At 69.0% G+C, this 22,783-nt stretch carries 16 protein-coding genes and 1 riboswitch; of the genes, 9 read left to right on the plus strand and 7 right to left on the minus strand.

Features of this window, described 5'->3' with window-relative positions:
• The first annotated feature begins 19 nt into the window (after positions 1–19).
• The 4 genes from HLH48_RS08620 to HLH48_RS08635 all read left to right on the plus strand — a co-directional run bounded on the left by HLH48_RS08620 (position 20) and on the right by HLH48_RS08635 (position 4,900).
• Positions 20–1,459 carry a helix-turn-helix domain-containing protein gene (locus HLH48_RS08620; protein WP_182997096.1) on the plus strand — a complete coding sequence of 480 codons (1,440 nt, stop codon included), beginning with the start codon at positions 20–22 and terminating at the stop codon, positions 1,457–1,459.
• Between the two features lie 144 nt (positions 1,460–1,603).
• A complete protein-coding gene (gene acs / locus HLH48_RS08625) occupies positions 1,604–3,541 on the plus strand; it encodes an acetate--CoA ligase (protein WP_182997097.1) in 1,938 nt (645 codons plus the stop codon).
• Between the two features lie 10 nt (positions 3,542–3,551).
• Positions 3,552–4,427 carry a dienelactone hydrolase family protein gene (locus HLH48_RS08630; protein WP_343065399.1) on the plus strand — a complete coding sequence of 292 codons (876 nt, stop codon included), beginning with the start codon at positions 3,552–3,554 and terminating at the stop codon, positions 4,425–4,427.
• Positions 4,424–4,900 carry a hypothetical protein gene (locus HLH48_RS08635; protein ID WP_182997098.1) on the plus strand — a complete coding sequence of 159 codons (477 nt, stop codon included), beginning with the start codon at positions 4,424–4,426 and terminating at the stop codon, positions 4,898–4,900. The genes HLH48_RS08630 and HLH48_RS08635 overlap by 4 nt, the downstream gene beginning before the upstream one ends.
• 17 nt (positions 4,901–4,917) lie before the next feature.
• Here the strand turns inward: HLH48_RS08635 and HLH48_RS08640 are convergent, their stop codons facing one another.
• The 4 genes from HLH48_RS08640 to HLH48_RS08655 all read right to left on the minus strand — a co-directional run bounded on the left by HLH48_RS08640 (position 4,918) and on the right by HLH48_RS08655 (position 12,119).
• On the minus strand, positions 4,918–6,030 hold the full coding sequence (locus tag HLH48_RS08640; protein ID WP_246387164.1) for an acyltransferase family protein: 1,113 nt from the start codon (positions 6,028–6,030) through the stop codon (positions 4,918–4,920).
• A gap of 92 nt (positions 6,031–6,122) precedes the next feature.
• Positions 6,123–7,646, minus strand: a complete 1,524-nt coding sequence (locus HLH48_RS08645; RefSeq protein WP_182997099.1) for an efflux transporter outer membrane subunit — start codon at positions 7,644–7,646, stop codon at positions 6,123–6,125.
• On the minus strand, positions 7,643–10,735 hold the full coding sequence (locus HLH48_RS08650; RefSeq protein ID WP_182997100.1) for an efflux RND transporter permease subunit: 3,093 nt from the start codon (positions 10,733–10,735) through the stop codon (positions 7,643–7,645). Before HLH48_RS08650 ends, HLH48_RS08645 begins: the two co-directional genes overlap by 4 nt.
• On the minus strand, positions 10,728–12,119 hold the full coding sequence (locus HLH48_RS08655) for an efflux RND transporter periplasmic adaptor subunit (RefSeq protein ID WP_246387167.1): 1,392 nt from the start codon (positions 12,117–12,119) through the stop codon (positions 10,728–10,730). The genes HLH48_RS08650 and HLH48_RS08655 overlap by 8 nt, the downstream gene beginning before the upstream one ends.
• A gap of 469 nt (positions 12,120–12,588) precedes the next feature.
• On the opposite strand from HLH48_RS08655, the gene HLH48_RS08660 reads away from it, so the two are divergent.
• The 3 genes from HLH48_RS08660 to HLH48_RS08670 are packed head-to-tail and all read left to right on the plus strand — an operon-like array spanning position 12,589 to position 17,343.
• On the plus strand, positions 12,589–14,556 hold the full coding sequence (locus HLH48_RS08660; RefSeq protein WP_182997101.1) for a M61 family metallopeptidase: 1,968 nt from the start codon (positions 12,589–12,591) through the stop codon (positions 14,554–14,556).
• A gap of 44 nt (positions 14,557–14,600) precedes the next feature.
• Positions 14,601–15,503: an extracellular solute-binding protein gene (locus tag HLH48_RS08665; protein WP_220795047.1), complete on the plus strand. Its 903-nt coding sequence runs from the start codon at positions 14,601–14,603 to the stop codon at positions 15,501–15,503.
• Between the two features lie 10 nt (positions 15,504–15,513).
• Entirely contained in the window at positions 15,514–17,343 is a 1,830-nt protein-coding gene (locus HLH48_RS08670; protein ID WP_182997102.1) for an ABC transporter ATP-binding protein/permease, read from the plus strand.
• Here the strand turns inward: HLH48_RS08670 and HLH48_RS08675 are convergent.
• On the minus strand, positions 17,336–18,757 hold the full coding sequence (locus HLH48_RS08675; protein WP_182997103.1) for an aminotransferase-like domain-containing protein: 1,422 nt from the start codon (positions 18,755–18,757) through the stop codon (positions 17,336–17,338). The two genes, HLH48_RS08670 and HLH48_RS08675, sit on opposite strands and share 8 nt — an antisense overlap.
• Positions 18,758–18,928: 171 nt before the next feature.
• Between HLH48_RS08675 and HLH48_RS08680 the strand changes: the two genes are divergently transcribed.
• Both HLH48_RS08680 and HLH48_RS08685 read left to right on the plus strand, forming a co-directional pair.
• Positions 18,929–19,357, plus strand: coding sequence for a UrcA family protein (locus tag HLH48_RS08680; RefSeq protein ID WP_182997104.1), 429 nt, complete (start codon positions 18,929–18,931; stop codon positions 19,355–19,357).
• A gap of 47 nt (positions 19,358–19,404) precedes the next feature.
• Positions 19,405–20,247, plus strand: a complete 843-nt coding sequence (locus HLH48_RS08685) for a PhzF family phenazine biosynthesis protein (protein ID WP_182997105.1) — start codon at positions 19,405–19,407, stop codon at positions 20,245–20,247.
• Here the strand turns inward: HLH48_RS08685 and HLH48_RS08690 are convergent.
• Positions 20,237–21,316, minus strand: coding sequence for a threonine aldolase family protein (locus HLH48_RS08690; protein WP_182997106.1), 1,080 nt, complete (start codon positions 21,314–21,316; stop codon positions 20,237–20,239). The two genes, HLH48_RS08685 and HLH48_RS08690, sit on opposite strands and share 11 nt — an antisense overlap.
• A gap of 57 nt (positions 21,317–21,373) precedes the next feature.
• Positions 21,374–21,478, minus strand: a riboswitch (SAM-I-IV-variant riboswitch).
• Between the two features lie 46 nt (positions 21,479–21,524).
• Positions 21,525–22,781: a D-amino acid dehydrogenase gene (locus tag HLH48_RS08695; RefSeq protein ID WP_182997107.1), complete on the minus strand. Its 1,257-nt coding sequence runs from the start codon at positions 22,779–22,781 to the stop codon at positions 21,525–21,527.
• Positions 22,782–22,783: the final 2 nt, after the last annotated feature.

Raw genomic sequence — 22,783 nt, forward strand, 5'->3', positions numbered from 1 at the left:
TAAAAACGAGTAAATAAACATGTCCCCGACCCGCATCGGCCGCATCATCCGCAGGATCCGGACCGAACGGTCCCTGTCGCAGCAGGCGCTGGCCGTAAGGCTGGGCATTTCGCCCAGCTATCTCAATTTGATCGAGCATGACCAGCGCAGCGTCACCGCGTCGCTCCTGATCAAGCTGACGCGGGCGCTGGATGTGTCCATCGAGGCGCTGTCGGGGGTGGACGAACAGCGGATGGAAGGCCTGCTGCACCAGGCGCTGTCCGACCCGCTGCTGGGGGCGCATGGCATTCCGGCGCAGGAAATCGCCGCCCTGGCGGCCCAGCCCGAGGCCGCGCGGGCGGTGCTGACCCTGCACCAGGCGTTCCGGGCCGCGCATCACGACGCGACAAGGCTGATGCTGCCGACGGGCACGCGCGTCATCCTGCCGCAGGAGGAGGCGCGACTGGTCTATGACGAACGGTTGAACCATTTCCCCACGCTGGAAGATCTCGCCCAGCACGTGCGCGCGGACATGGCGCGGGCGGCCCGGCTGCCGGATGGCGAGGCGCTGCCGCCGTCGGAAAGCAACCACATGATCGCCACCCGCCTGCGCCAGCTTCATGGCATCGTGGTGCGGATCACCGCCCTGGACGGGGCATTCCGCCGCTACGATCCCGACAGCCGGCTGCTGCTGCTGTCCGACCTGCTGCCACGGGAAAGCCGGGGTTTCCAACTGGCTTTTCAACTGATGCTGCTGGAGGGGCGCGAGGCAATCGAGGCGCTGCTGCACGAGATCGCGCCCAGCACCGAGGATGCCCGCATCGTCATCCAGATCGGGCTGGTGAACTACGCCGCCGCCGCGCTGCTGATGCCCTATTCGCCCTTTCTGACGGCGGCGGTGGCGTTGCGCTACGACCTGGACATTCTCTCGGCCCGGTTCGGCGTGTCCTACCAGCAGGCGGCGCAGCGCCTGTCGACATTGCAGAAGCCGGGCGAGCGGGGGGTGCCGTTCTTCTTCGTGCGTACCGACCCGGCGGGCAACATGACCAAGAGCTTTTCCGCCTGCGGGTTTCCGGTGCCCCGGCAGGGGCATTCCTGCCCGCAATGGAATGCCAATACATGTTTCGCGACGCCGGGCGTCACGCAGGCGCAGGTGGCGCAGTTTACCGATGGGCGGACCTTCCTGTGTTTCTCGCGGACGGTGTCGGGCATTTCGACCGGCTGGAACGACGTGCAGCCGGTCCATGCCATCGCCATGGGATGCGACATGACCCGGGCTTCGGAAATCGTGTATTCCGACCGGCTGAATCTCCAGGCGCCGGCCATTCCTGTCGGTATATCCTGCCATTTGTGCGAATGGACCGAATGCCGGTCGCGCGCGCACCCGCCGCTGCATCATCGCCTGGCGCTGGATATCAATCGGCGGGACGCGCTGCCATTCACGCTCGATACCGGTCCGGAGCGCCCGATCGGGGGCTGAGGCGGCGAGCGTTCGGGGAAATGGCAGCGAGAGCGGAAATTGGGCTCGTGTCCCGGGGAGGGATTCTCTATGTTGTCCGACGCACATCCCCCCAACCAGAGAAATCGGCATTCAAACCGGTCCGACAGGTGGATTTAAAATACAGTGTCAGAAAAAGAGATTTTCCAGACTCCGCCGTTATTCGCCGCACAGGCGGCCGTCGATGGCGACCGTCTGCGCCAGATGACCGAAGAGGCCGCGCGCGATCCGGAACGGTTCTGGCTCGGTCAGGCGGGGCGTCTGGACTGGACATGGCGGCCGACGGTCGCGTCCGGCTCGTCCTTCGCGGACGATGTTTCGATCCGCTGGTTCGCGGATGGGCGGCTGAATGCCAGCGTCAATTGCCTGGACCGCCATCTGGCCGAACGGGGCGAGCAGATCGCCCTGATCTGGCAGGGGCAGGAGGCGGCGCAGGTCGAGCGGCTGACCTATCGCGCGTTGCATGAGCGCGTCTGCCGCATGGCCAATGTGCTGCGCGGGCTCGGGGTCGGGCGGGGCGACCGGGTGGCGATTCATCTGCCGATGGTGGCCGAAGGCGTGGTGGCGATGCTGGCCTGCGCGCGGATCGGCGCGCTGCATGTGGTGCTGTTCGGCGGATTTTCGGCCGAGGGGCTGGCCGACCGGCTGAACGACAGCGGGGCGGTGGTCGTCATCACCGCCGACGAGGCGCGGCGCGGCGCCAAGCGGATTCCGCTGAAGAGCGTGATGGACGAGGCCCTGGCGCGGGGGGTGCCCAGCGTGCGGCACGTGCTGGTGCTGGCGGTGACCGGCCTGGACCTGCCGATGCATGACGGCCGCGACCTGGCGCTGGGCCCGCTGCTGGCCGAGGCGTCGCCGGACTGTCCGGCGGCCGAGATGGCGGCCGAGGATCCGCTGTTCCTGCTCTATACGTCCGGCAGCACCGGCAAGCCGAAAGGGGTGGTCCACGCCACCGGTGGCTACATGGTCTGGGCGTCCTTTACCCACGAGCTGGTCTTCGATCATCGGGCGGGGGATGTGTTCTGGTGTACGGCGGATATCAGTTGGATCACCGGCCACACCTATGTCGTCTACGGGCCGCTGGCCAATGGCGGCACGGTCCTGCTGTTCGAGGGGCTGCCGTCCTATCCCGCGCCGGGACGGTGGTGGGAGGTGATCGAGACCCACAAGGTCACGACCTTCTATACCGCGCCCACGGCGATCCGCTCGCTGATGCGCGACGATGGCGGGACGGTGGAGCGCCATGCGCTGGACAGCCTGCGCCTGCTGGGCAGCGTGGGCGAGCCGATCAGCCCCGATGCGTGGGTGTGGTTCCACGAGGCCGTCGGTCGCGGGCGCTGCCCCGTGGTCGATACCTGGTGGCAGACCGAGACGGGCGGCATCCTGATCGCGCCGGTTCCCGGTGCCGTGCCGCAGAAGCCGGGCTCGGCCACTCTGCCGCTGCCCGGGGTGGAACTCGCGCTGCTGACGGACAAGGGCGCGGTTATCGAGGGGGTGGGCGAGGGCTGCCTGTGCATTGCCCGCTCCTGGCCCGGCCAGGCGCGGACCATCTGGGGAGGTCACGACCGGTTCCGCCAGACATATTTCAGCTTCTGCCCCGGCTATTATTTCTCGGGCGACGGGGCGCGGCGCGATGAAGACGGGTATTACTGGATCACCGGGCGCATCGACGATGTGATCAACGTTTCGGGTCATCGGATCGGCACCGCCGAGGTCGAGGATGTGGTGGCGACCGACCATCGTTTCGTCGAATGCGCGGCGGTCGGCATTCCGCATGATATCAAGGGGCAGGGGCTGGTCGTGTTCGCGGTGGCGCGCGATGCGGCCGAACCCGGCCTGGCGGATGCCGCGTCGCTGGCCGTGACCAGGGGGATCGGGCGCTATGCGGTGCCCGAACGGGTTTATCTGGTGCCTGACCTGCCGAAGACGCGCTCGGGCAAGATCGTGCGGCGGCTGCTGCGGAAGATCGCCTGTCACGAGCTGGACGGGCTGGGCGATCTGTCGACGCTGGCCGATGCGACGATCGTCGGCCGGCTGATCGCGGTGGTCGGGTCGGCGAAATGAGTGGCGGCGGGTGGGGTATCCCGCCTGTCCGCACTGGGCACTGGGCACTCGGCACTCGGCACTGGGGGATGCGATGCGGTTGTGGCGGTTTTTCGGCCTGTTCTGCCTGGTTGTGGCGACGTTGTACGCGGGGCGGGGCGAGGCCGTCGCACGGATGGTGACACGCCCCGTCACCTGGACCGAAGACGGCGTGCGCTTCGCCAGCGTGCTGGTCTATGACGATTCGGTGTCCGGCCGTCGGCCGGGCCTGGTCATGGTGCCCAACTGGCATGGGGTGAATGCGATCGCCGTCGACAAGGCGCGGATAATCGCGGGGCGTGACTATGTCATCCTGCTGACGGACGTCTATGGCGCGTCGGTGCGGCCGGTCGATGACGCGCAGGCCCGGGCGGCGGTGAAGCCGCTGATGGCCGACCGCGCGTTGCTTCGGCGGCGGATGGCGCGGGCGCTGGCCGCATTGCGGGCGCAGGCGGTGTCGGCACCGATCGATCTCTCCCGTCTGGCGGCCATCGGCTTCTGTTTTGGCGGCACGGCGGTGCTGGATCTGGCGCGGAGCGGGGCGGACCTGCGCGCGGCGGTCTCGTTCCATGGCGGGCTGGCGACCGACGATCCTGCCTTGGCGCGGCAGATCCGCGCAGCGACGCTGGTGATGAACGGGGCGGACGACCAGTGGACGATGCCCGATCTTCCGGCCTTCCTGCGGGAGATGAGCCAGGTCCCCGCCGCCTGGCAGTTCGTGGTGATCGGGCATGCCGTGCATTGCTTTACCGAGACCGAGGCGACCGCTCCAGGTGGGCCGTGCCGGTATGATGAGAATGCCGCCCGGCAGTCCTACGCGCTGATGCGCGCGTGGCTGGCGACGCATTTCGCGGATGCGCGGCCATGATGGAGAGGTCGCGGGGACGGTACGGGCTGGTCCTGATGGTGGGGTTGGCCCTGTCGCCATGGTGCGCGGCGGCGTGGGGGCAGAGCTATCCTGCCGGCGTCGGTCTGCCGCCGGGTGCGATCGTGCCGGAGGAAGGGGTGGCCACGGCGGCGGATCGGGCGCGACGGCAGATGGAGGTGGAGACGGCGATCCGGCAGCAGGACCTTGCCGCCCGGACCCGTGAGCAGCGGGCGATCGCGCGCGATCAGGCGGCGCTCGACGCGCTGCGTGGGGAGCGCGGCGCGTCGGCCCCGGCGACGCCCGAGCAATGGCAGCGCGAGCAGGCGGTGCAGCACGACATCGACCGGCGCATCGCGGCGCAGCGCAGAGGCCTGACCATTACGCCGACCGGGCCGGGCGCATGGATCGCGCGGGACGGGACGGGAGCGACCCAGGGCGTGTGTCGGGAGATCGGTGGTATCCTGACATGCTGAGAGGCGCCGAAGCCGGCTCAAGGCCGAGCCGGCGCAACGCGGACTGTGTTGTTCTGTAGCCGCATGACGGTCACGCTGGCCGCCAGCAGGCTGCCGAGAACCAGGGCGAACCCGGCCGGACTCTCGGCGAAGGACGGGCGCATGGTGAAGGCGGTGTCCGCGTATCGCCAGATCATCATGACGGGGTAGCCGAGCAGGTAGATCGCCAGCGCGTTTCGTCTCGCATAGCCCGCGATGGTTTCGAGCCACGCGGGCCGCGCGCACGCGGCGCCGGACCAGACCAGCACCGGCACGCCGAATGCCAGCAACGGCCAGCCGATGAACCGGATCGCCGGCAGATGCATGCCGACGAATCCGGCCAGGACGTAGGTGGGGGGCAATGTCGGGCCGCGCGTGCCATGGCGCCTGTGGAGATGCCACAGCAGGGCACCGCCGCAGAAGCTCAGGATCATCCGTGGCCATCCGCCCCAGTAATGCGCCGCGGACCAGCCCGCATTGGGGTCGTGCCAGAGCGCGCCGAGCGCTAGGCAGGCGGACATCGCACCGACCCATAAGACAACCAGTCGTCCTGGAGAGCCCTGGACGCGCAGCGCGGCCAGGAATGCAAAGCCGAACAGTTCCAGCACGATGGCCCAACTGGGCGGATTGAGCGGGAACACCGAGCCGTAGACGCGTGGGGAGAAGACGGGCATCAGGACAAGGCCCGAGAAGAAGGCGCCGACCCAGTTCGCGATTGTCCATCCCTCGGCATGTTTGAGGGCGAGGGGCGCGAACGAGCAGAAGCCCGCGATGAGTGCCATGGCGTAGATCGGGTAGACATGGGCGATGCGATCGCCGACGACCCGCCGCCAGCCCGCGCCGACGACGGCGGGCTGCGATAGAAAGCGCATCGAGAGAAAGCCCTCGATCATGAAGAAGATGTCGATCGCGATCTGTCCCTGCGGCCACATCTGCCCGAAATAGGGCTCCGACCAATGGCCGGCGAAAATGCTGAGGCCGACGAGCATCCGCAGCATCTGAAGCATCGGATAGCCTTCGTTCACCCCGCGCGTGGGGGATGCCACGCCGGTTTCCGCCGAGCGGCGGACCGGCTCGTGGTGGTCCAGCAGGATTGCGTTCGGTTCGTTCATTGCCACGCTCTCTGTCAGATGCTCGTGGCCGCAACCCGTCGGTGAACGTTTCGTTGCGCGCGCCTACTCTTTCGTGAAAGGCCGGCTCGCCCTCACGGCGGCCAGCCGGCGCGAGCGGGCGGCGCGTCGTGGCGGTTCCACCAGCCGCCGCCCAGGGACTGGAACAGGCCGGCCGTGTCGGACAGGCGTGCCGCGCGGGCCTGGGCCAGGGTCACGCGGGCCTGGAGCGCGGTCTGGGCGGCCAGCAGCATGTCCACCCGCGAGGCATCGCCGTACGCCAGACGCGCCCGCGCGATCTCGAGGCCGCGCGTGGCCGCGCGTTCGGCGGTGCTGTCGGCGACCAGGGCGGTGGCGTCGAAGCCGATGGCGTTCAGGCTGTCGGTGACATCCTGGACGGCGGCGACGACGGCGGCGCGATAGTCGGCGGCGGCCTGCTCGTACTGCGCGCGGGCCGCGCGTTCCTGGTGCATCAACTGGCCGCCCTGGAACAGGGGCTGGGACAGCATGCCGGCGACCATCCACTGGCCGTAGCCGGGAACGAACAACTGGCCGATCGAGGCCGCGGCCAGGCCGGGCTGGGCACTGAGTTGCAGGTTGGGCAGGCGGTTGGCGATCGCGACCCCGACCTGCGCGCAGGCGGCATGCCATCCGGCCTCGGCGACCTTCACGTCCGGCCGCTGGTCGATCAGCCGCGCGGGCACGCTGACGGGCAGGTCCTGGGGCAGGGTGAAGCCGTCGAGCGTGAAATCCGGCGTCGGGTCGTCGGGCATGTCGCCCGCCAGGGCGGCGATCTGGTCGTGCTGCTGCGTCACCTGCTGGCGCAGCGGGACCAGCGTGGCCTCGGCCTGCGCGAGCTGGGCGCGCTGCTGGGCCAGGTCGGCGTCGGAGATCTGGCCCAGGGCGATCTGGCGGGTCGCCGAGTCCAGGATCTCGCGCTGGCTGGCGACCAGATCCTGCGTGGCCTCGACCTGCGCGCGCAGGGCGGCGTACGCGATGGCTGCCTGGACCAGTTCGCCGGTCAGGGACAGATACGCGGCCTCCAACTGATAGCGTTCGGCATCGCGCTGGGCGGACGTGGCCTCGATGCCGCGCCGCAGGCCACCCCAGATGTCGGCCTGGTAGGAGATGTTCAACTGCGCGGTGTGGACCGTGTAGAGCCAGCTATTGCTGTTCGGCACCGGCGAATAGGTGCGCGAGGTCTTGTAGCGCGCCGGATTGAAGCTGGCCGAGATACTGGGATACAGCACCCCCGCCTGGGCGGCGCGGTTTTCCTGCGCCACGCGGAGCGCGTGGCGCGCTGAGTCCAGCGTCGGGCTGTTGGCCAGCGCGTGGCGGACCAGCCGGTCCAGCGCCGGGGAGTGGAACAGCGTCCACCATTCCGCCGGAATGTCCGCGCCCGGGTGGAAAACCTGGGCCTGACCGTCGGCCCCGGCCAGGCTGTCGGTGCGGGCGGGGCGGCCGGCCTGCGCGAAGCGGGTGGCGGGCGCCGCCGGATGGTGGAAATTCGGCCCGACCGCGCACCCGCCCACGTCGATCAGCACCGACAGCATGCCTGCGCCGCACAGCAGATGCCGCCAGCGACGCGGGGAAACGGGGCGCGCGGGCGCGGCGGTCATGTCGGGTCTCCCTTCCGGCGCGGCGCGCGGCGGGCGTACCAGGCCTCCAGCTCGCAATAATAGGTCGGCAGGATGAACAATGTGAGCAGGGTCGCGATGCCCAGGCCGCCGACGACCACGGTGGCCAGGCCGCGCTGGACGTCGGTGCCGATGCCGGTCGCCAGCGCCGCCGGCAGCATGCCCATGCTGGCGACGGTCGCCGTCATCAGCACGGGACGGAAACGTTCGCCCGCGCCCGCCAGCACGGCGTCGCGCAGGGCCATGCCCTCGTCGCGCAGCCGGTTGATGGCCGAGATCATGATGATGCCGTTCTGGATCGCGACGCCGAACAGGGCGATGAAGCCGACGGCGGTGGCGATGTTCAGCGTCTCGCCGCGCAGGTTCAGGGCCACCAGGCCGCCCAGCGTGGCCATGGGCACGACCGCCAGCACCAGGACGGCCTGCCGCAGGCAGCCGAACTGGCCGAACAGCAGCACCAGCATGACGCAGAACATGATGGCCAGCGCCACGCTCAGGCGGGCCTGGGCGCGTTCCTCCTGCTGGAAGGTGCCGGCCCATTCCAGCCGGTAGCGCGCGGCGTCGAAATGCACCTGGCTCGCGATGCGGCCCTGCGCGTCGGCGAGATATTGCGACAGCGGACGCTGGCCGTTATCGACGCGGATGGTGATCTGCCGGTGGTTCATCTCGTGCGCGATGTTGGCCTCGCCGGTCTGGAGCGAGATGCGGGCCACCAGACCGAGCGGAATCCGCGCGCCGTTCAGGCCGGTCAGGGGAATCTGGTCGATCGCGGGCAGCTTGCTGGTCAACTGCCGCTTCATATGCACCGTCATGGCGTAGATGCGGTCGCTGACATAGACCTGCCCTACCGCGGCATCGCCGATCATGTTCTGGACCGCGTTCATGATGTCGGTGCCGCTTATGCCGTAGCGCGCGGCGGCGGCCCGGTCGACCGTCACGTCCATCTGCGGGATCTCGGGTTCCTGGAAGATCGAGGCGTCGGCGGTGCCGGGAACCTGTTGCAGGATGCCCACGATCTGGCTGCCGATCCGGCGCAGTTCCTTCAAATCGTTGCCGTAGACGCGCAGCACCAGCGGGCTGTGCGCGCCGCCGACCAGATCGTTCATGTTGTCGGCGATCGGCTGGCTGATGCCGAAGCTGATGCCCGGGATCTGTGCCAGCCGGTCACGCAGCCGGTGGATGAACTGTACGCGGGTTTCGCCGTGCGGCCAGGTCGAATAGGGGGTCAGGCCGACCGGGGCCTCGATATGCGAGGGGCTCCACGGGTCGGTGCCCGCATCGCTGCGGCCAAGCTGCGTCACCGCGTAGCTGGTTTCGGGAAAGGAATGGATCGCGGTGCGGATCTCGTCCGCCATCGCGCCCGCTTTCTCCAGCGACAGGCCCGACGGCAACTGGATTTGCAGCCACAGCGCGCCTTCGTCCAGGTCGGGCAGGAATTCGCGCCCCGTGCGCGCGCCCAGCCACACCACCAGGCAGAAGGCGATCGCCCCGCCCAGATAGGCGGCCCATGGCCGGTCCACCATGTGGCCCAGCCAGCGATGATAGCCGTGGTGCAGTTTTTCCAGCGGCGCGTTGTGGAACAGCCGATGCGGCTTGCGCATGGCCAGGTAGGCCAGGGCCGGCGTCAGGGTGATCGAGCAGATCAGCGCGCCGAGCAGGGCGAAGCTGACGGTGAAGGCCATCGGCCGGAACAGGCGGCCTTCCGCGCCTTCGAAGGCGAAGAGCGGGCCGTAGGCGACGATGATGATCAGGGTGGCGAAGACGATCGCGCGGCCGACATGGCGGGTGACGGCCAGGATGTCGCCCTTGTCCATCGTGTGGTCGGGGTGGTCCTCGCGGATGCGCAGGATGGCTTCGGTCACCACGATGGCGCCGTCCACGATCACGCCGAAATCGATGGCGCCCAGCGAGAACAGGTTGGCCGGCATGTGCAGCAGGTGCATCAGCACGAAGACCGTCGCCAGGGCGATCGGGATGGTCACGGCCGCGACGATCGCGCTGCGCGGGCTGCCGAGGAACAGGATCAGGATCAGGAACACCAGGCCCACGCCCTCGATCACCGTGTGGGTGACCTTTTCGGTGGTGGTATGCACCAGATTGTCGCGGTCGATATACGGTACGATCCGCACCCCCAGCGGCGCGAGCCGGGCCTGGAGACGCTCGACCGAGGCGTGCAGGTCGTTGAGTACCAGTGACGGATTCTGGCCGGTGAGCATCTGGACGATGCCCTCGATCGTGTCCGGGTTGCCGTTCTTGCCCAGGATGCCCTCGCGCACCTGGTGGCCCAGTTGCAGGTCGCCCAGGTCGCGGACCAGGATCGGCACGCCGTTGCGCTGGGTCACCGCGATGGCGCCCATGTCGGCCAGCGTGTGAACCATGCCGACGCCGCGCACGATATAGGACTGGTCGCCGCGCGTGACGCGGCCGCCGCCGGCATTGGCGTTGTTGACCTGAAGCGCCGACATCACGTCATTGACGCCGACCCCGTAGCGGAACAGCGCCTGCGGGTCGAGAACGATCTGGTACTCGATGGTGAAGCCGCCGAAATTGTTGACGGCGGCGACGCCGGGGACCTGCATCAGCGCCGGCACGACGATCCATCGCTGGATGTCGGACAGTTGCATCAGGTTCTTGCTGTCGGATTCGAGCGTATAGCGATAGATCTCGCCCGATGGGCCGCTGATCGGCCCCAGCGAGGGCACCACGCCGGTGGGCAGCGTCGCCTGCGCCAGTTGTTCCGAGACATACTGCCGGGCGGCATAGACGTCGGTGCCGTCCTTGAAGATCAGCGTGATCAGCGACAGGCCGAAGGTGGAACTGGACCGGCTGTCCACCAGGCCCGGCGAACTGGCGATCAGCCGTTCCAGCGGGGTGGTGACTTCCTGCTCGATTTCCTCGGCGGCCAGGCCCGAAACCTGCGTCGTGATCTGGACGTTGACGGCGCCGAGATCGGGATAGGCCTCGACCGCGATCAGGTTCCACGATATCGCGCCCAGCGTGACCAGGATCATCATGGCGGCGAAGACGACCCGCCGCTGCTCCAGGCAGACGGCGATAAAGCGATTAATCATCGTTCAGCAGCACCGCGCCCTGGGTCACGACGCGCTCGCCCGCAGACAGTCCGGAGGTGACCTCGCACAGATCGCCGTCGTCATAGACGATTTCGATGCCGCGCCGCCGGTAGGTGTGGGGCGCGACCTCGACGAACACCGTCACGGTGTCGTTGTTCATCAGCAGCGCCGATTGCGGGACCATGATCCGGGGCGGCTGCGGGGTCAGGACGGTCAGGGTCGCGAACATGCCGGGTTTCAGCGCGCCGTCCCCATTGGCCAGCACCACCCGCGCCTGCAACGTACGGGTATCGGCATGCAGCACCGGTTCGATCGCCGAGATGGCGCCGTGGGCCGTCCGGCCGGGCAGGGCGGGGACGTCGATCTCGGTCTGCTGGCCGACATGCAGCGCATCCGCCAGGTTTTCCGGCACGGCGGCGACGGCCCAGACCTCCTGCGTGCCGGTAATCGCCAGCAGCGGCGCGGTCGGATCGGTGACGAAGGCGCCGGGGGCGGTGTTGACCGCGGACACGATGCCGTCGATCGGCGCGGTCAGCCTGATGACGCCGCCCTGTCCGGCCTGATATCCGGCCGAGGCACGCAGCGCGGCCATGCGGGCGGTGGCGCGGTCGTCCTCCGCCTGCGCCTGGAGCCAGGTGCTGCGAGCGGATTCCACGTCCCGCGTCGCGGCGCCGCCGGCACTGGCGACGCCCTGCGCGCGGACCAGGGCCCGGTGCGCGTAATCCAGCGCCGCGCGGGCCTTTGCCACGTCGGTCGCGGCCTGCGCCATGTCGCCCGACACCAGTTCGGCGACGACCTGGCCGCGGGTCACGGGATCGCCGGGGGAAACCGGCAGGCTGACGATGGAACCGGCGACCGGCGTCATCACGGACAGCGACCGCGACGGCTCGGCCCGGACTTCGCCCGGGACGGGGATCGTGCGGCTGAGCGATACCAGCGTCACCGGGGTCACGGACAGCCGCGCCGCCAGCGGTGAATCCGCGGCGACCGTCAATTGGCCATGGTCGTTGCGCACCATGGCGGCGGGCGCGGCCGTACCCGGCGCGATCGCCGCCGCAAGGATGGCGCACCCCATGATCCCTGTCGCGACAAGACGCGCGGCGCCGCCAAGCGGCGGTCGCCGGCTTGTCGGGCAGTCTCTTGTCAGGGGCGCGGTCTGGTGCATGGGCCTGGGCCTGAAGTCTTGGAAGGGAATAACGGCGTCTGGTCCCGCGAGCGGGAGGCAGGCCGGGATCAGTTCTGTACAGGACGATTTCATTACGGGAACATGGCGGCCCGTCTCGGGAACGGAGCGCATGCGCCCCTGCGGCATGTCGCGCGATCCGGATCCGTCGGGCCCCACCACCGCGCGCAGCCAGTAGCGATGATCCGGGTCATTGTCCATGGGGAAGCGCCGGGAGCCGCGCCGCCACGCCATGCGGATGCGACGTCGGCCTGGGTCCGTGAGCGGCGAAAGGGCACCGTAAAGGATGAAATGAAACGATTTCTCTGTATCAGGTCTGGCACGGGCATCACTTTTGAACGGGCCGATCCGGCTGATGCGCGGACAGGAATGGGCATGACAGCAGGTATGACGACGGATAAAATATTTCAAACTTTTTCAAAATCATAACATCAAGATTGTCATTATTTAATCTTGTTCGCCAGGAGAATGCGCGACTCGCGGATGTCATGAAAACTTCACCTGCTGCCTTGCCCGCATGGTCCGGAGGGCCGGTCCCCGGGCGCGGTCGGCCGTGGGCCGGGACCGTGACAGCACGGTGGGTTTCATGTCATTTCATTGCGGAAGATGATTGCCGGGGTTACGCCCGGCGCTGCCCTCCCGTTCGTGACATTGTCAAAGGTGTGCTCATTTGCGTCCGCTTTCCCAACGCATTCTTGTCCTTTCCCTGTCCACGGCGCTGGCGACCGTCGGCCTGACGGGGTCGTCGCGGGCCGCCGGCGGCCAGCCTCAGCCCCTGGCGTTGCCGGACTCCATTCCCGCGCCGCGGGACGTGCCGTTCGGCGGGACCATCCGGCTCTCGGTCGATGCCACCGACCTGACGCGGCATATCATGACGGTGCGTGAGACCGTGCCCGTGCCCGCCGCGCTGTCGGCGAGTGGTGGGGACCTGCCACTGCTCTATCCGATGTGGCTGCCGGGCGATCATTCGCCGAGCGGCACGCTGGATCAGTTCGGCGGCCTGGTCGTCAAGGCCGGGGGCGCCACGGTCGGCTGGGTGCGCGACAGCGTGACGGTCAGCGCCTTCCACGTGCATGTGCCCAAGGGGGTGCATGCGCTGGATCTGTCGTTCCAGCTCCTCTCGCCCGTCTCGTCCGAGGAAGGGCGCGTGGTGATGACGCCCGAGATGCTGAACGTGCAGTGGAACGCCGTGGCGCTGTATCCGGCCGGATATTTCACGCGCCAGATTCCGGTGCAGGCCAGCCTGCGCCTGCCCACGGGCTGGCGGTACGGGACGGCGCTGCGGGCGCAGGCCACGGCGGGCGACGTCGTGACCTTCGATCCGGTGCCGTTCAATACGCTGGTGGATTCCCCGCTGTTCGCCGGGCGGTATTTCCGCCGCATCGACCTGGCGCCGGGGGCGGCCGTGCCGGTGGCGCTGAACCTGGTGGCGGACAAGCCGGCGGAGCTGGAGGCGACCGAGGCGCAGATCGGCGCGCATCGCGCCCTGGTGACGCAGGCGAACCTGCTCTTTGGCTCGCACCATTACGATCATTACGATTTCCTGCTGGCTTTGACCGACGAACTGGGGCGGATCGGGCTGGAACATCATCAATCCAGCGAAAATAGCGGCCCGCGCGGGTATTTTACGGAATGGGACAAGACCTTCGCGGCGCGCGACCTGCTGGCCCACGAATATACCCATTCGTGGAACGGCAAATACCGCCGGCCGGCCGACCTGTGGGCGCCGAATTTCAATACCCCGCAGCGCGGTTCCGGCCTGTGGGTCTATGAGGGGCAGACGCAGTATTGGGGCTATGTCCTGGCGGCGCGGGCCGGCCTGATGACGGCGCCGCAGGTGACCGAGGCGCTGGCCGAGGTGGCGGCGATGTACGACACCCGTCGCGGACGGACCTGGCGGCCGCTTCTGGACACCACCAACGACCCGGTGATCGCGCGGCGTGCGCCCCTGTCCTGGCGGAGCTGGCAGCGGAGCGAGGATTATTATTCCGAGGGCCAACTCGTCTGGCTGGATGCCGACACGCTGATCCGCCAGCTTTCGGGCGGCAGGCATTCGCTGGACGATGTCGCGCGCCATTTCTTCGGCACGAATGACGGCAGCTTCGTCACCAGCACCTATCAGTTCGACGACGTGGTGAAGGCGCTGAACGACATCCAGCCTTACGACTGGGCCGCGTTCCTGCACCAGCGGCTGGACATGACGTCGGAGCATGGGCCGCTGGACGGGGTCACGCGCGGGGGCTACCGGCTGGTGTATACCGATCAGCCCAACAGCTATGTCGCCTCGTTTGCCGCCATGCGTCATGTGACGGATTTCAGCTTCTCGCTGGGCATCATGATCGGCAAGGGCGGCACGCTGTCCAATGTCGAATGGGGCAGCCCGGCCTGGCAGGCCGGGATTACCCGCGACGCCAAGCTGATCGCGGTGAATGGCGAGGCGTATGACGCCGATCTGCTGCGCGAGGCGATCGTCGAGGCGAAGGACGCGCATACCGCGCCGATCGCGCTGCTGCTCCAGGAAGGCGACCGGTATCTGACGGTACCGGTCTCCTATCATGGCGGTCTGCGCTATCCGCATCTGGAGCGGGTGGCGGGCAAGCCGGACGTGCTGGCGGATATCCTGGCCCCCCGCCACTGACACCGCCAGGCGGGGGATACGGGCCGCCGCGCGCTGACAAAGCCATGGCCGGTGCTATGGTGCCCCGGTTCCTGAAGGCGGCGGGAGGGGGCATGCGGCGGCGGACGATAGTACTGGGGGCGGCGATGCTGCCGCTCGCGGCACGGGCGCGGGACGGGCGCACGGTGGACGTGCTGTATGCGGGCTCGCTGCTGAACCTGATGGAACGCGGGATCGCCCCGGCCTTCGATGCGCTGGGCGGCGATCGCTTTCGCGGCTATGCGGGCGGGTCGGGCGCCCTGGTCAACCAGATCCGGGGCGGCCTGCGGCGCGGCGATGTCTTCATCAGCGCCGATCCGGCGCTGAACGACCGGCTGGGTGCGACGCAGGGCGACCAGGTGCGCTGGTATATCGTCTTCGCGCGTTCGCCCCTGGTGATCGGTTATGATCCGCGGAGCGGATTTGCCGATTCATTCCGGACACGGCCGTGGTACGAGGTCCTGCAACAGACCGGCATCCGGATCGGCCGGACCGATCCGGCGCTGGACCCGAAAGGGGCGCTGACGGTGCGCATGCTCCGGCAGGCCGAGCAATTCTATCACCAGCCCGGGCTCGCGGCGCGGATCATGGGCTCCGACGCATCCGGTCAGGTGCGGCCGGAGGAAAACCTGGTCGGACGGCTGCAATCGGGGCAGATCGATGCCGGGTTCTTCTACGCGATGGAAACCGCCGACCTGCATATCCCGACCGTTACCCTGCCGCCGGACCTGTCGCTGGCGGCCCGCTATTCCGTCACGATCCTGCGGGACGCGCCCAATCCGGAGGGCGCGGCGCGGTTCGTCGCCTTCCTGCTGGGCGAGGCGGGGGGCGCGATCCTGCGGCGGCATGGGCTGGAGAAGGTGGCGCCGGTCCTGACGGGCGACGGCAGCATGATGCCCGCGCTGCTGCGGCCGCTGATCCATCCCTGAGGCGGGCGCCATGCGGCGGATGCCCGGTGCGGTCGGGGTCCTGGCCTGCGTGCTCGGCCTGTGGCTGCTGGCGCCGTTCGCGGCCGGGCTGCTGCGGCTGGGCGATGCGGACTGGTGGGGCGTCGACCGCGCGGCGCTGCTCCGTGCCGCCGCCGTGTCCGTGGCCAGCGCCAGCGTGGCGACGCTGCTGATCGGACTGTTCGGCATTCCGCTGGGCTATGTCCTGGCGCGGGGACGGGGATGGTGGATCGCGTGCCTCGGCGGGGTGGTGCAATTGCCGCTGGCCCTGCCGCCGCTGGCCGGCGGAGTGCTGCTGCTGTTCCTGCTGGGATATGGCGGGCCTCTGGGCGCCCTGGGCCTGAGCGAGCATTTCGCCGGCATCGTCGCGGCCGAGATCTTCGTCGCGTCGCCTTTTCTGATCATCGCCGCGCGCTCGGCCTTCGCCGCGATCGATCCGGCGATGGAAGACGTGGCGGCGACGCTGGGGCACGGGCCGGGCGGCATCTTTCGCCGGGTCAGCCTGCCGCTGGCCTGGCGGCCGATCCTGGCCGGGCTGGTCCTGGCGTGGCTGCGGGCGTTCGGCGAGTTCGGCGCGACGGTGATGTTGGCCTATCATCCCTATTCGCTGCCGGTCTTTACCTATGTCGCGTTCGGCGAAGCCGGGTTGCCGTCCATGCTGCCGGTGCTGGCGCCGACCCTGGCGCTGGCCGCGCTGGTGCTGGCGGCGGGGCGCTGGCTGACCCGGCCGGTCGCCGGCGGCGCGGCGCCCCCTGGCGCCCCGCTGCCGCCTCTGGCGGCACGGGAGGCTGCCGAGGCGCCGCCGCGCCATCTGGAACTGGCGCTGCGCCGCGACCTGCCGGGCTTTACGCTGGACCTGATGCTGGACAGCCGGGCCCGGCGCATCGCCGTTCTCGGACCGTCCGGCTCGGGCAAGTCGATGACCCTGCGCGCGATCGCGGGGCTGGACGACGCGGCCGGGGTACAGGTGAGGCTGGACGGGCGCGACCTGTCGTCGCTGCCGCCGGACCGGCGCGCCGTCGCCTATGTTCCGCAGGGTTATGCGTTGCCGGCGCATCTGACCGTGGCGCGGCAGGTCACGTTCGCGACCGATTGCGTGCCCGACCGGGCGGCGGCATGGATGGCGGCGCTGGGGCTGGAGGCGTTGTCGGCGCGGTATCCCCATGAACTCTCGCCGGGCCAGCGTCAGCGGGTGGCGCTGGCCCGCGCCCTGTCGCGGTGCCGCGTGGATCTGGTGCTGCTGGACGAGCCGTTCGCGGCGCTGGACGTGCCGCTGCGCGCGCGGCTGCGGCGCGAGGTTCTGGCCGTGCTGCGCGGCATGAAGGTGCTGACGGTGCTGGTGACCCACGACCCGGCCGAGGCCCTGGCGATGGCGGAGGACCTCGTGCTGCTGGAGGCCGGGCGTGTCATCCGTGCCGGCTCCGCCGCCGACGTCTTCGCCCGCCCGGGCAGCGAACTGGCCGCGCTGCTGCTGGGGGCGGGGCCGATGGGCGACGGCATGGTGACGCCGGAGGGACGGATCGATGTGGGGATGGGCGTGGCGCTGAGGGTTCGGCATCCTGAATGTGACGACCCGGCTCTGCCGCCGCCGGGAACGCGGGTGCGCTGGGCGGCGCGGCCCTATCAGATCCGGCTGGCGACGGATGGGGCCTATCCCGCCCATATCCTGTGGCGGGGGCCGGTATGCGACGGCCAGCGTCCGATGCGGCTGCGCCTGGGCGACGGGGTGCTGGAGATCCTGGCCGATCCGTCCTGCGACGCGGATGGGGCCTGCCGGGTCAATATCGACCCGAACTGCATACAGGTCTGGCCGGTCAGATAATGCCGCTCGCCTCGCTGAGCGCGGGTTCGTGGATGGCGTCGCGCACGATATGCAGCGCCCGTTCCAGCATGGGGCGGTCGTCCGGTGCGCCCAGGCAGACGCGGACGCCGGATTCGGCATCGCGGGAGACGGAGCAGGCCTCGGGCGGCGTCAGTTCCACACCTGCGCGCAAGGCGTGGTTCAGCGTGCGTTGGGCCGCCAGCGGGGAGAGCGGCACCCAGACATGCGGTGAGCGCGCGGCGCCCGGCGGCTCCATGGCGGACCCCAGGATCTGGCGCGCCATGGCCAGACGCACCGCGGTTTCGGCTTGCACCGCGTCGGCGATGGCGTCGGCGGTGCCGTCCGCCACCCAGCGGGCGAAGATCATCCCGCCCAGCGCGGGCGGGCAATAGCCCAGCGCGCGGATGCCGCGCATGATCCGCTCGCGCATCACGGTGGGCGGCAGCGTGACGAAACCCAGGCGGAAACCCGGAAGGATCCCCTTGGAAATGCTGGCGACGTAGAGCGTGCGGTCCGGGGCGATCATGGCGATCGGCGGAGGCCGGTCGGCGGGGTCGGCGTAGGTGTAATAGGCGTCGTCCTCGACGATCGTCAGGTCGTGCTGGTGGGCGACGCGCGCGATGTCCTGCCGCCGGGACAGGCTCATGGTGCGGGTCGTGGGGTTCTGCAAGGTCGGCACCGTGAACAGGACCCGCGCGCGGGTCTCGGCGGCGGCGCGTTCCAGCGCCGCGGGGAGCAGCCCCTGTTCGTCCATCGCCACGCCGCGCAGCGTCAGGCCCAGATGTTCGGCGGCGGTGCGCGCGCCGTAGAAGGTGGCGGATTCGCACAGCACCGTGTCGCCCGGCCGGCAGAGCGAGGACAGCACCAGCGCGATCGCATGCTGCCCGCCATTGCACTGGATCAGGTCGGCCGGATCGCAGGCCAGCCCATGGCGGCGCGCCAGCCAGGTCGCGCCGGCCTCGCGCACCGAACGCAGGCCGCTGCCCTGGATGTACTGGACCGCCGGTTCGAGCTGGCCGGCGGCCGCCAGTTCCGCCACCGCGCGTTCCAGCGCCCGGGTCAGGCCCATGCGCGGCGGAATGTTGCAGCGCAGGTCGATCGTCCCGGTCTGCGGAGCGGGGGTGGACGGCGTGGGATCGAAGCTGGTCGCGATCGCGATGTCCGGGCTCGTGTCCCGGATGAAGGAGCCGCGTCCGACATGGGCCAGCAGCAGGCCGCGCCGCTCGGCCTCGGCATAGGCCCTGGTCACCGTGCCGATGCTGAGGCCGAGCGCATAGGCAAGCTCGCGCTGAGGCGGCAGGCGACTGCCGCCCGGCAGGATGCCGGCAGCAATGTCCCGTTCCAGCGCGTCGGCCAGGCGGGCGTAGAGCGGGCCGGGCGGAGGCGGAATGTCGGGGTGCCAGAGAGGGGTCATGGGTTCTGCCGTGCGTGGTACGAGCGGATTGATATATGACAATATAACGATTGACCGGCGAAAATACTAGAACAAAACTCATGAAACGGAGAGGAATCCGATATTGTAATAGTACAATTTCCGAAATTGTCTCGGATAGCCTTTTCGTGCCTGAAAAAAGGACGATTGACGATGATCATGGTGGGAAGGGAAACGAGATCCGCGCCGATCGGGAGCCCTCCAATCCGGCAGCCCGGACTGGACGCGGTCCGGGAACATGCCGAAGGTGCTGGGATCGGATTGGTCATCGCGCTGGGGCTGGTCTTGCTGCTGGCGCTGCATGGGCCGGCGAGAGGCCAGGACGACCCGGCGGAGAAGACGGTCGCGGTGCGGGTGGCGTACGATGCCGCCGACCTGCGCGACGCGGCGCATGCGCGCCGGCTGCTGGCCCGGCTGGATCACGCCGCGCTGGTGGCGTGCGGTGACGATCATGCCAGCCTGGATGTGCTGCGCGCCGCCATCGCCCGGTCGGACTGCCGGCGGCGGTCGCTGTCGCAGGCGGTGGCGCGGATCGGGGCGCCGGTGCTGGACGTCGCGCTGCGCGACAATCCGCCGACGTGATGGATGCCGACGTGATGGATGATGGCGCGGGTTCGGAGAAACAGGTGATGACGACATACGTCTTTCATCAGGTCGATGTCTTCGCGGCCGCGCCGCTGAAGGGCAATCCGCTGGCCGTCGTCGCGGGGGCGGATGCGCTGGACGACGCGCAGATGGCGGCCTTCGCGAACTGGATGAATCTGAGCGAGACGACCTTCCTGCTGAAGCCCACGATGCCCGGTGCCGACTACCGGGTGCGGATCTTCACCCCGGAGGAGGAGCTGCCGTTCGCCGGGCATCCTACGCTGGGATCGTGCCATGTCTGGCTGGCCATGGGTGGCGTGCCGCAGGGGCGCGATGTGGTGCAGGAATGCGGTGCCGGGCTGGTGACGGTGCGGCGCGGTGGCGACGGACTGGCCTTCGCCGCCCCGCCGCTGCGTCGCGCGGGGCCGGTCGATGCGTCGGACCTGGAGGCCGTGACCCGGATTCTGGGACTGTCCACGGATCGCATCGCGGCGTCGAACTGGGTCGATAACGGTCCCGGCTGGCTGGCCCTGATGCTGCGGGACCGGGAGGCGTTGCTGGCGCTGCGGCCGGATGCGCAAGCCCTGGGCGACTGGCGCATCGGGCTGGTCGCGCCGTGGGACCCGGCGCGCGACGGGGATGCGGCGCAGTTCGAGGTCCGTGCGTTCACCGGCGGCGGGACCGTCTTCGAGGACCCGGTGACCGGCAGCCTGAATGCGGGACTGGCGACATGGCTGATCGGCGCGGGTCTGGCGCCCGATCGCTATATCGTCAGGCAGGGGACGGTGCTGGGGCGCATGGGGCGGGTCCGGGTGGCGCGGGACGAAGCTGGATTCTGGATCGGCGGCGATACCGTGACCCGGATCAGCGGGCAGGTCACGCTGTAAGGACGGGCGCGTCGGGGACGGCTTTCCATGCCGCATCGCCGCCCGTGAGCGCGCGCAGGTCGGCGATCAGCGCGTCCACACGGGCGATCTGGGAATCCCAGGCGAACATGAAGCGGGCGCTGCCGCCGATGAACGTATAGAACCGCCAGCCCCGGGCGCGCAGTCCTTCGGTCAGGGGCTCGGACAGTTTGAGGAACACGCCGTTGGCCTCGACGGGAAACATGAGTGCGATCCCGGGCAGGTCCCTGACCTGATCGGCGAAATGGCGGGCGCAGGCATTGGCGTGGGCCGCGTGGGTCCGCCAGGCGCCGGTTTCGAACATCACGGCCCACGGCGCGGACAGGAAGCGCATCTTGGAAGCCAGTTGACCGGCCTGCTTGCAGCGATAGTCGAACCCTTCGGCCAGCGCCCGGTCGAAGAAGATCACGGCCTCGCCGACCGCCATGCCGTTCTTGGTGCCGCCGAAGCTCATCACGTCGATGCCGGCCTGCCAGGTCATCTCGGCCGGCGAGCAGCCCAGGCTCTCGATCGCGTTGGCGAAGCGCGCGCCGTCCATGTGCAGCCGCAGCCCCAATTCGCGGCAGGTGGCGGAAATCGCGCGGATCTCGTCCAGGGTGTAGACCTGCCCGGTCTCGGTCGGCTGGGTGATGGTCACGGCCTTGGGGCGCGGGAAATGGATGTCGGTGCGTCCCAGCGCGAAATCGCGGATCGTCTCGGGGGTCAGCTTGCCGTCGGTGGTGCGGCCGACCAGGATCTTGGCGCCGTTCGAGAAGAATTCCGGCGCCCCGCACTCGTCGGTTTCGACATGGGCGATGTCTGCGGCGATGATGCTTTCGTACGACTGGCACAGCGACGCCAGCGCCAGCGAGTTGGCCGCCGTGCCGTTGAAGACGAAGAACAGCTCGCAATCGGTTTCGAACGTCCGGCGGAAGGCGTCGGCGGCGCGCAACGTCCACGGATCGTCGCCATAGGCCGGGGCCGAGCCGCGATTGGCCTCTTCCATTGCCCGCAGGGCTTCGGGACAGATACCCGCGTAATTGTCGCTGGCGAATTGCTGGGTATGGGGCATCGCGATCGTGGCCTTTCCTCGCTTGCTACAAGCATCACGAGGATCGGCGACATGAGGTAGCGGTCCGTTTTTTGCCGGATCGGCCACATCTTCCCGGAACGGGAACGCCACCTTGCTCGGATGCAGGTTGGTGCCGGGTTGCCCCGGCTCTGGATGCGGCGCGCACCATATCGCAGCATCGAGAGGGCGACAAGCAAGGTCTCGCGGGTCAGGCGCGATAGCGGGCCAGGGCCAGATCCTCGTACGCGATGTCGGGTTTGCGGGCGGAGAGGATGTCGGCCAGCACCCGGCCCGACCCGCAGGCCATGGTCCAGCCCAGCGTGCCGTGACCGGTATTGAGATACAGATTGTCGATTGCGGTCGGGCCGATGATCGGCGTGCCGTCGGGCGTCATGGGGCGCAGCCCGGTCCAGAAGGTCGCGGACGGCACGTCGCCGGCACCGGCGAACAGGTCCGTCAGGGAATGTTCCAGCGTCGCCCGGCGCGGGGCGCGGAGCGTGGTGCTGAACCCCGCGAGTTCGGCGGTGCCGCCGACACGGATGCGATCGCCCAGGCGGGTGATGGCGATCTTGTAGGTTTCGTCCATCACGGTGGAAACCGGGGCCAGGGTGGCGTCGATGATCGGGGCGGTGATCGAATAGCCCTTGACCGGATAGATCGGCAGGTCCAGCCCCAGGGCACGCACCATGGCGGGCGAGAAACTGCCCAGCGCGAGCACATAGGCATCCGCATCCATCCGGCCGCGGCTGGTGTCGATGCCGGTCAGGCGCCGGTCCTCGCGGCGCAAGCCGCGGATGGTGGTATCGTAGAGGAAGGTCGCGCCCCGTTCGGCCGCCATCGCCGCCAGGCGCTGGGTGAAGATATGGGCGTCGCCCGTCTGATCCCCCGGCAGGCGCAGGCCGCCGACCAGCTTGTCCCGGGCCGCCGCCAGTCCGGGCTCGGCCCGCACGCAGCCGGCGGCGTCCAGTATTTCGTAGGGCACCTTGTACTGGTCCAGCACGCGCAGGTCGTCGCCGAGATGGTCCATCTGCTTCTGCGTGCGAAAGACCTGCAATGTGCCCTGCTGGCGGTCATCATAGGCGAGGCCGGTGCCGGCGCGCAGCTCGTCCAGCAGGTCGCGGCTGTATTCGGCGAGGCGGACCATGCGGCCCTTGTTGCGGTCGTAGGCGGCGCTGGTGCAGTTGGCCAGCATCCGGGCCAGCCAGCGCCATTGGCGCGGGTCGGCCATCGGGCGGAAGACGAAGGGGCGATGGGCCATCAGCAGCCAGCGCACCGCCTTCAACGGCACGCCCGGACCGGCCCAGGGCGAGGAATAGCCGGGCGAGACCTGGCCGGCATTGGCGAAGCTGGTTCCCAGCCCCGCCGCCGGCTGCCGATCGATGACCGTGACCGCGTGCCCGGCCTGCGTGAGATACCAGGCCGAGGTCACGCCGACCACGCCTCCGCCGAGAATGATGATCTTCATGA

It is taken from the genome of Gluconacetobacter sacchari (assembly GCF_014174255.1).
Taxonomy (GTDB): domain Bacteria; phylum Pseudomonadota; class Alphaproteobacteria; order Acetobacterales; family Acetobacteraceae; genus Gluconacetobacter; species Gluconacetobacter sacchari.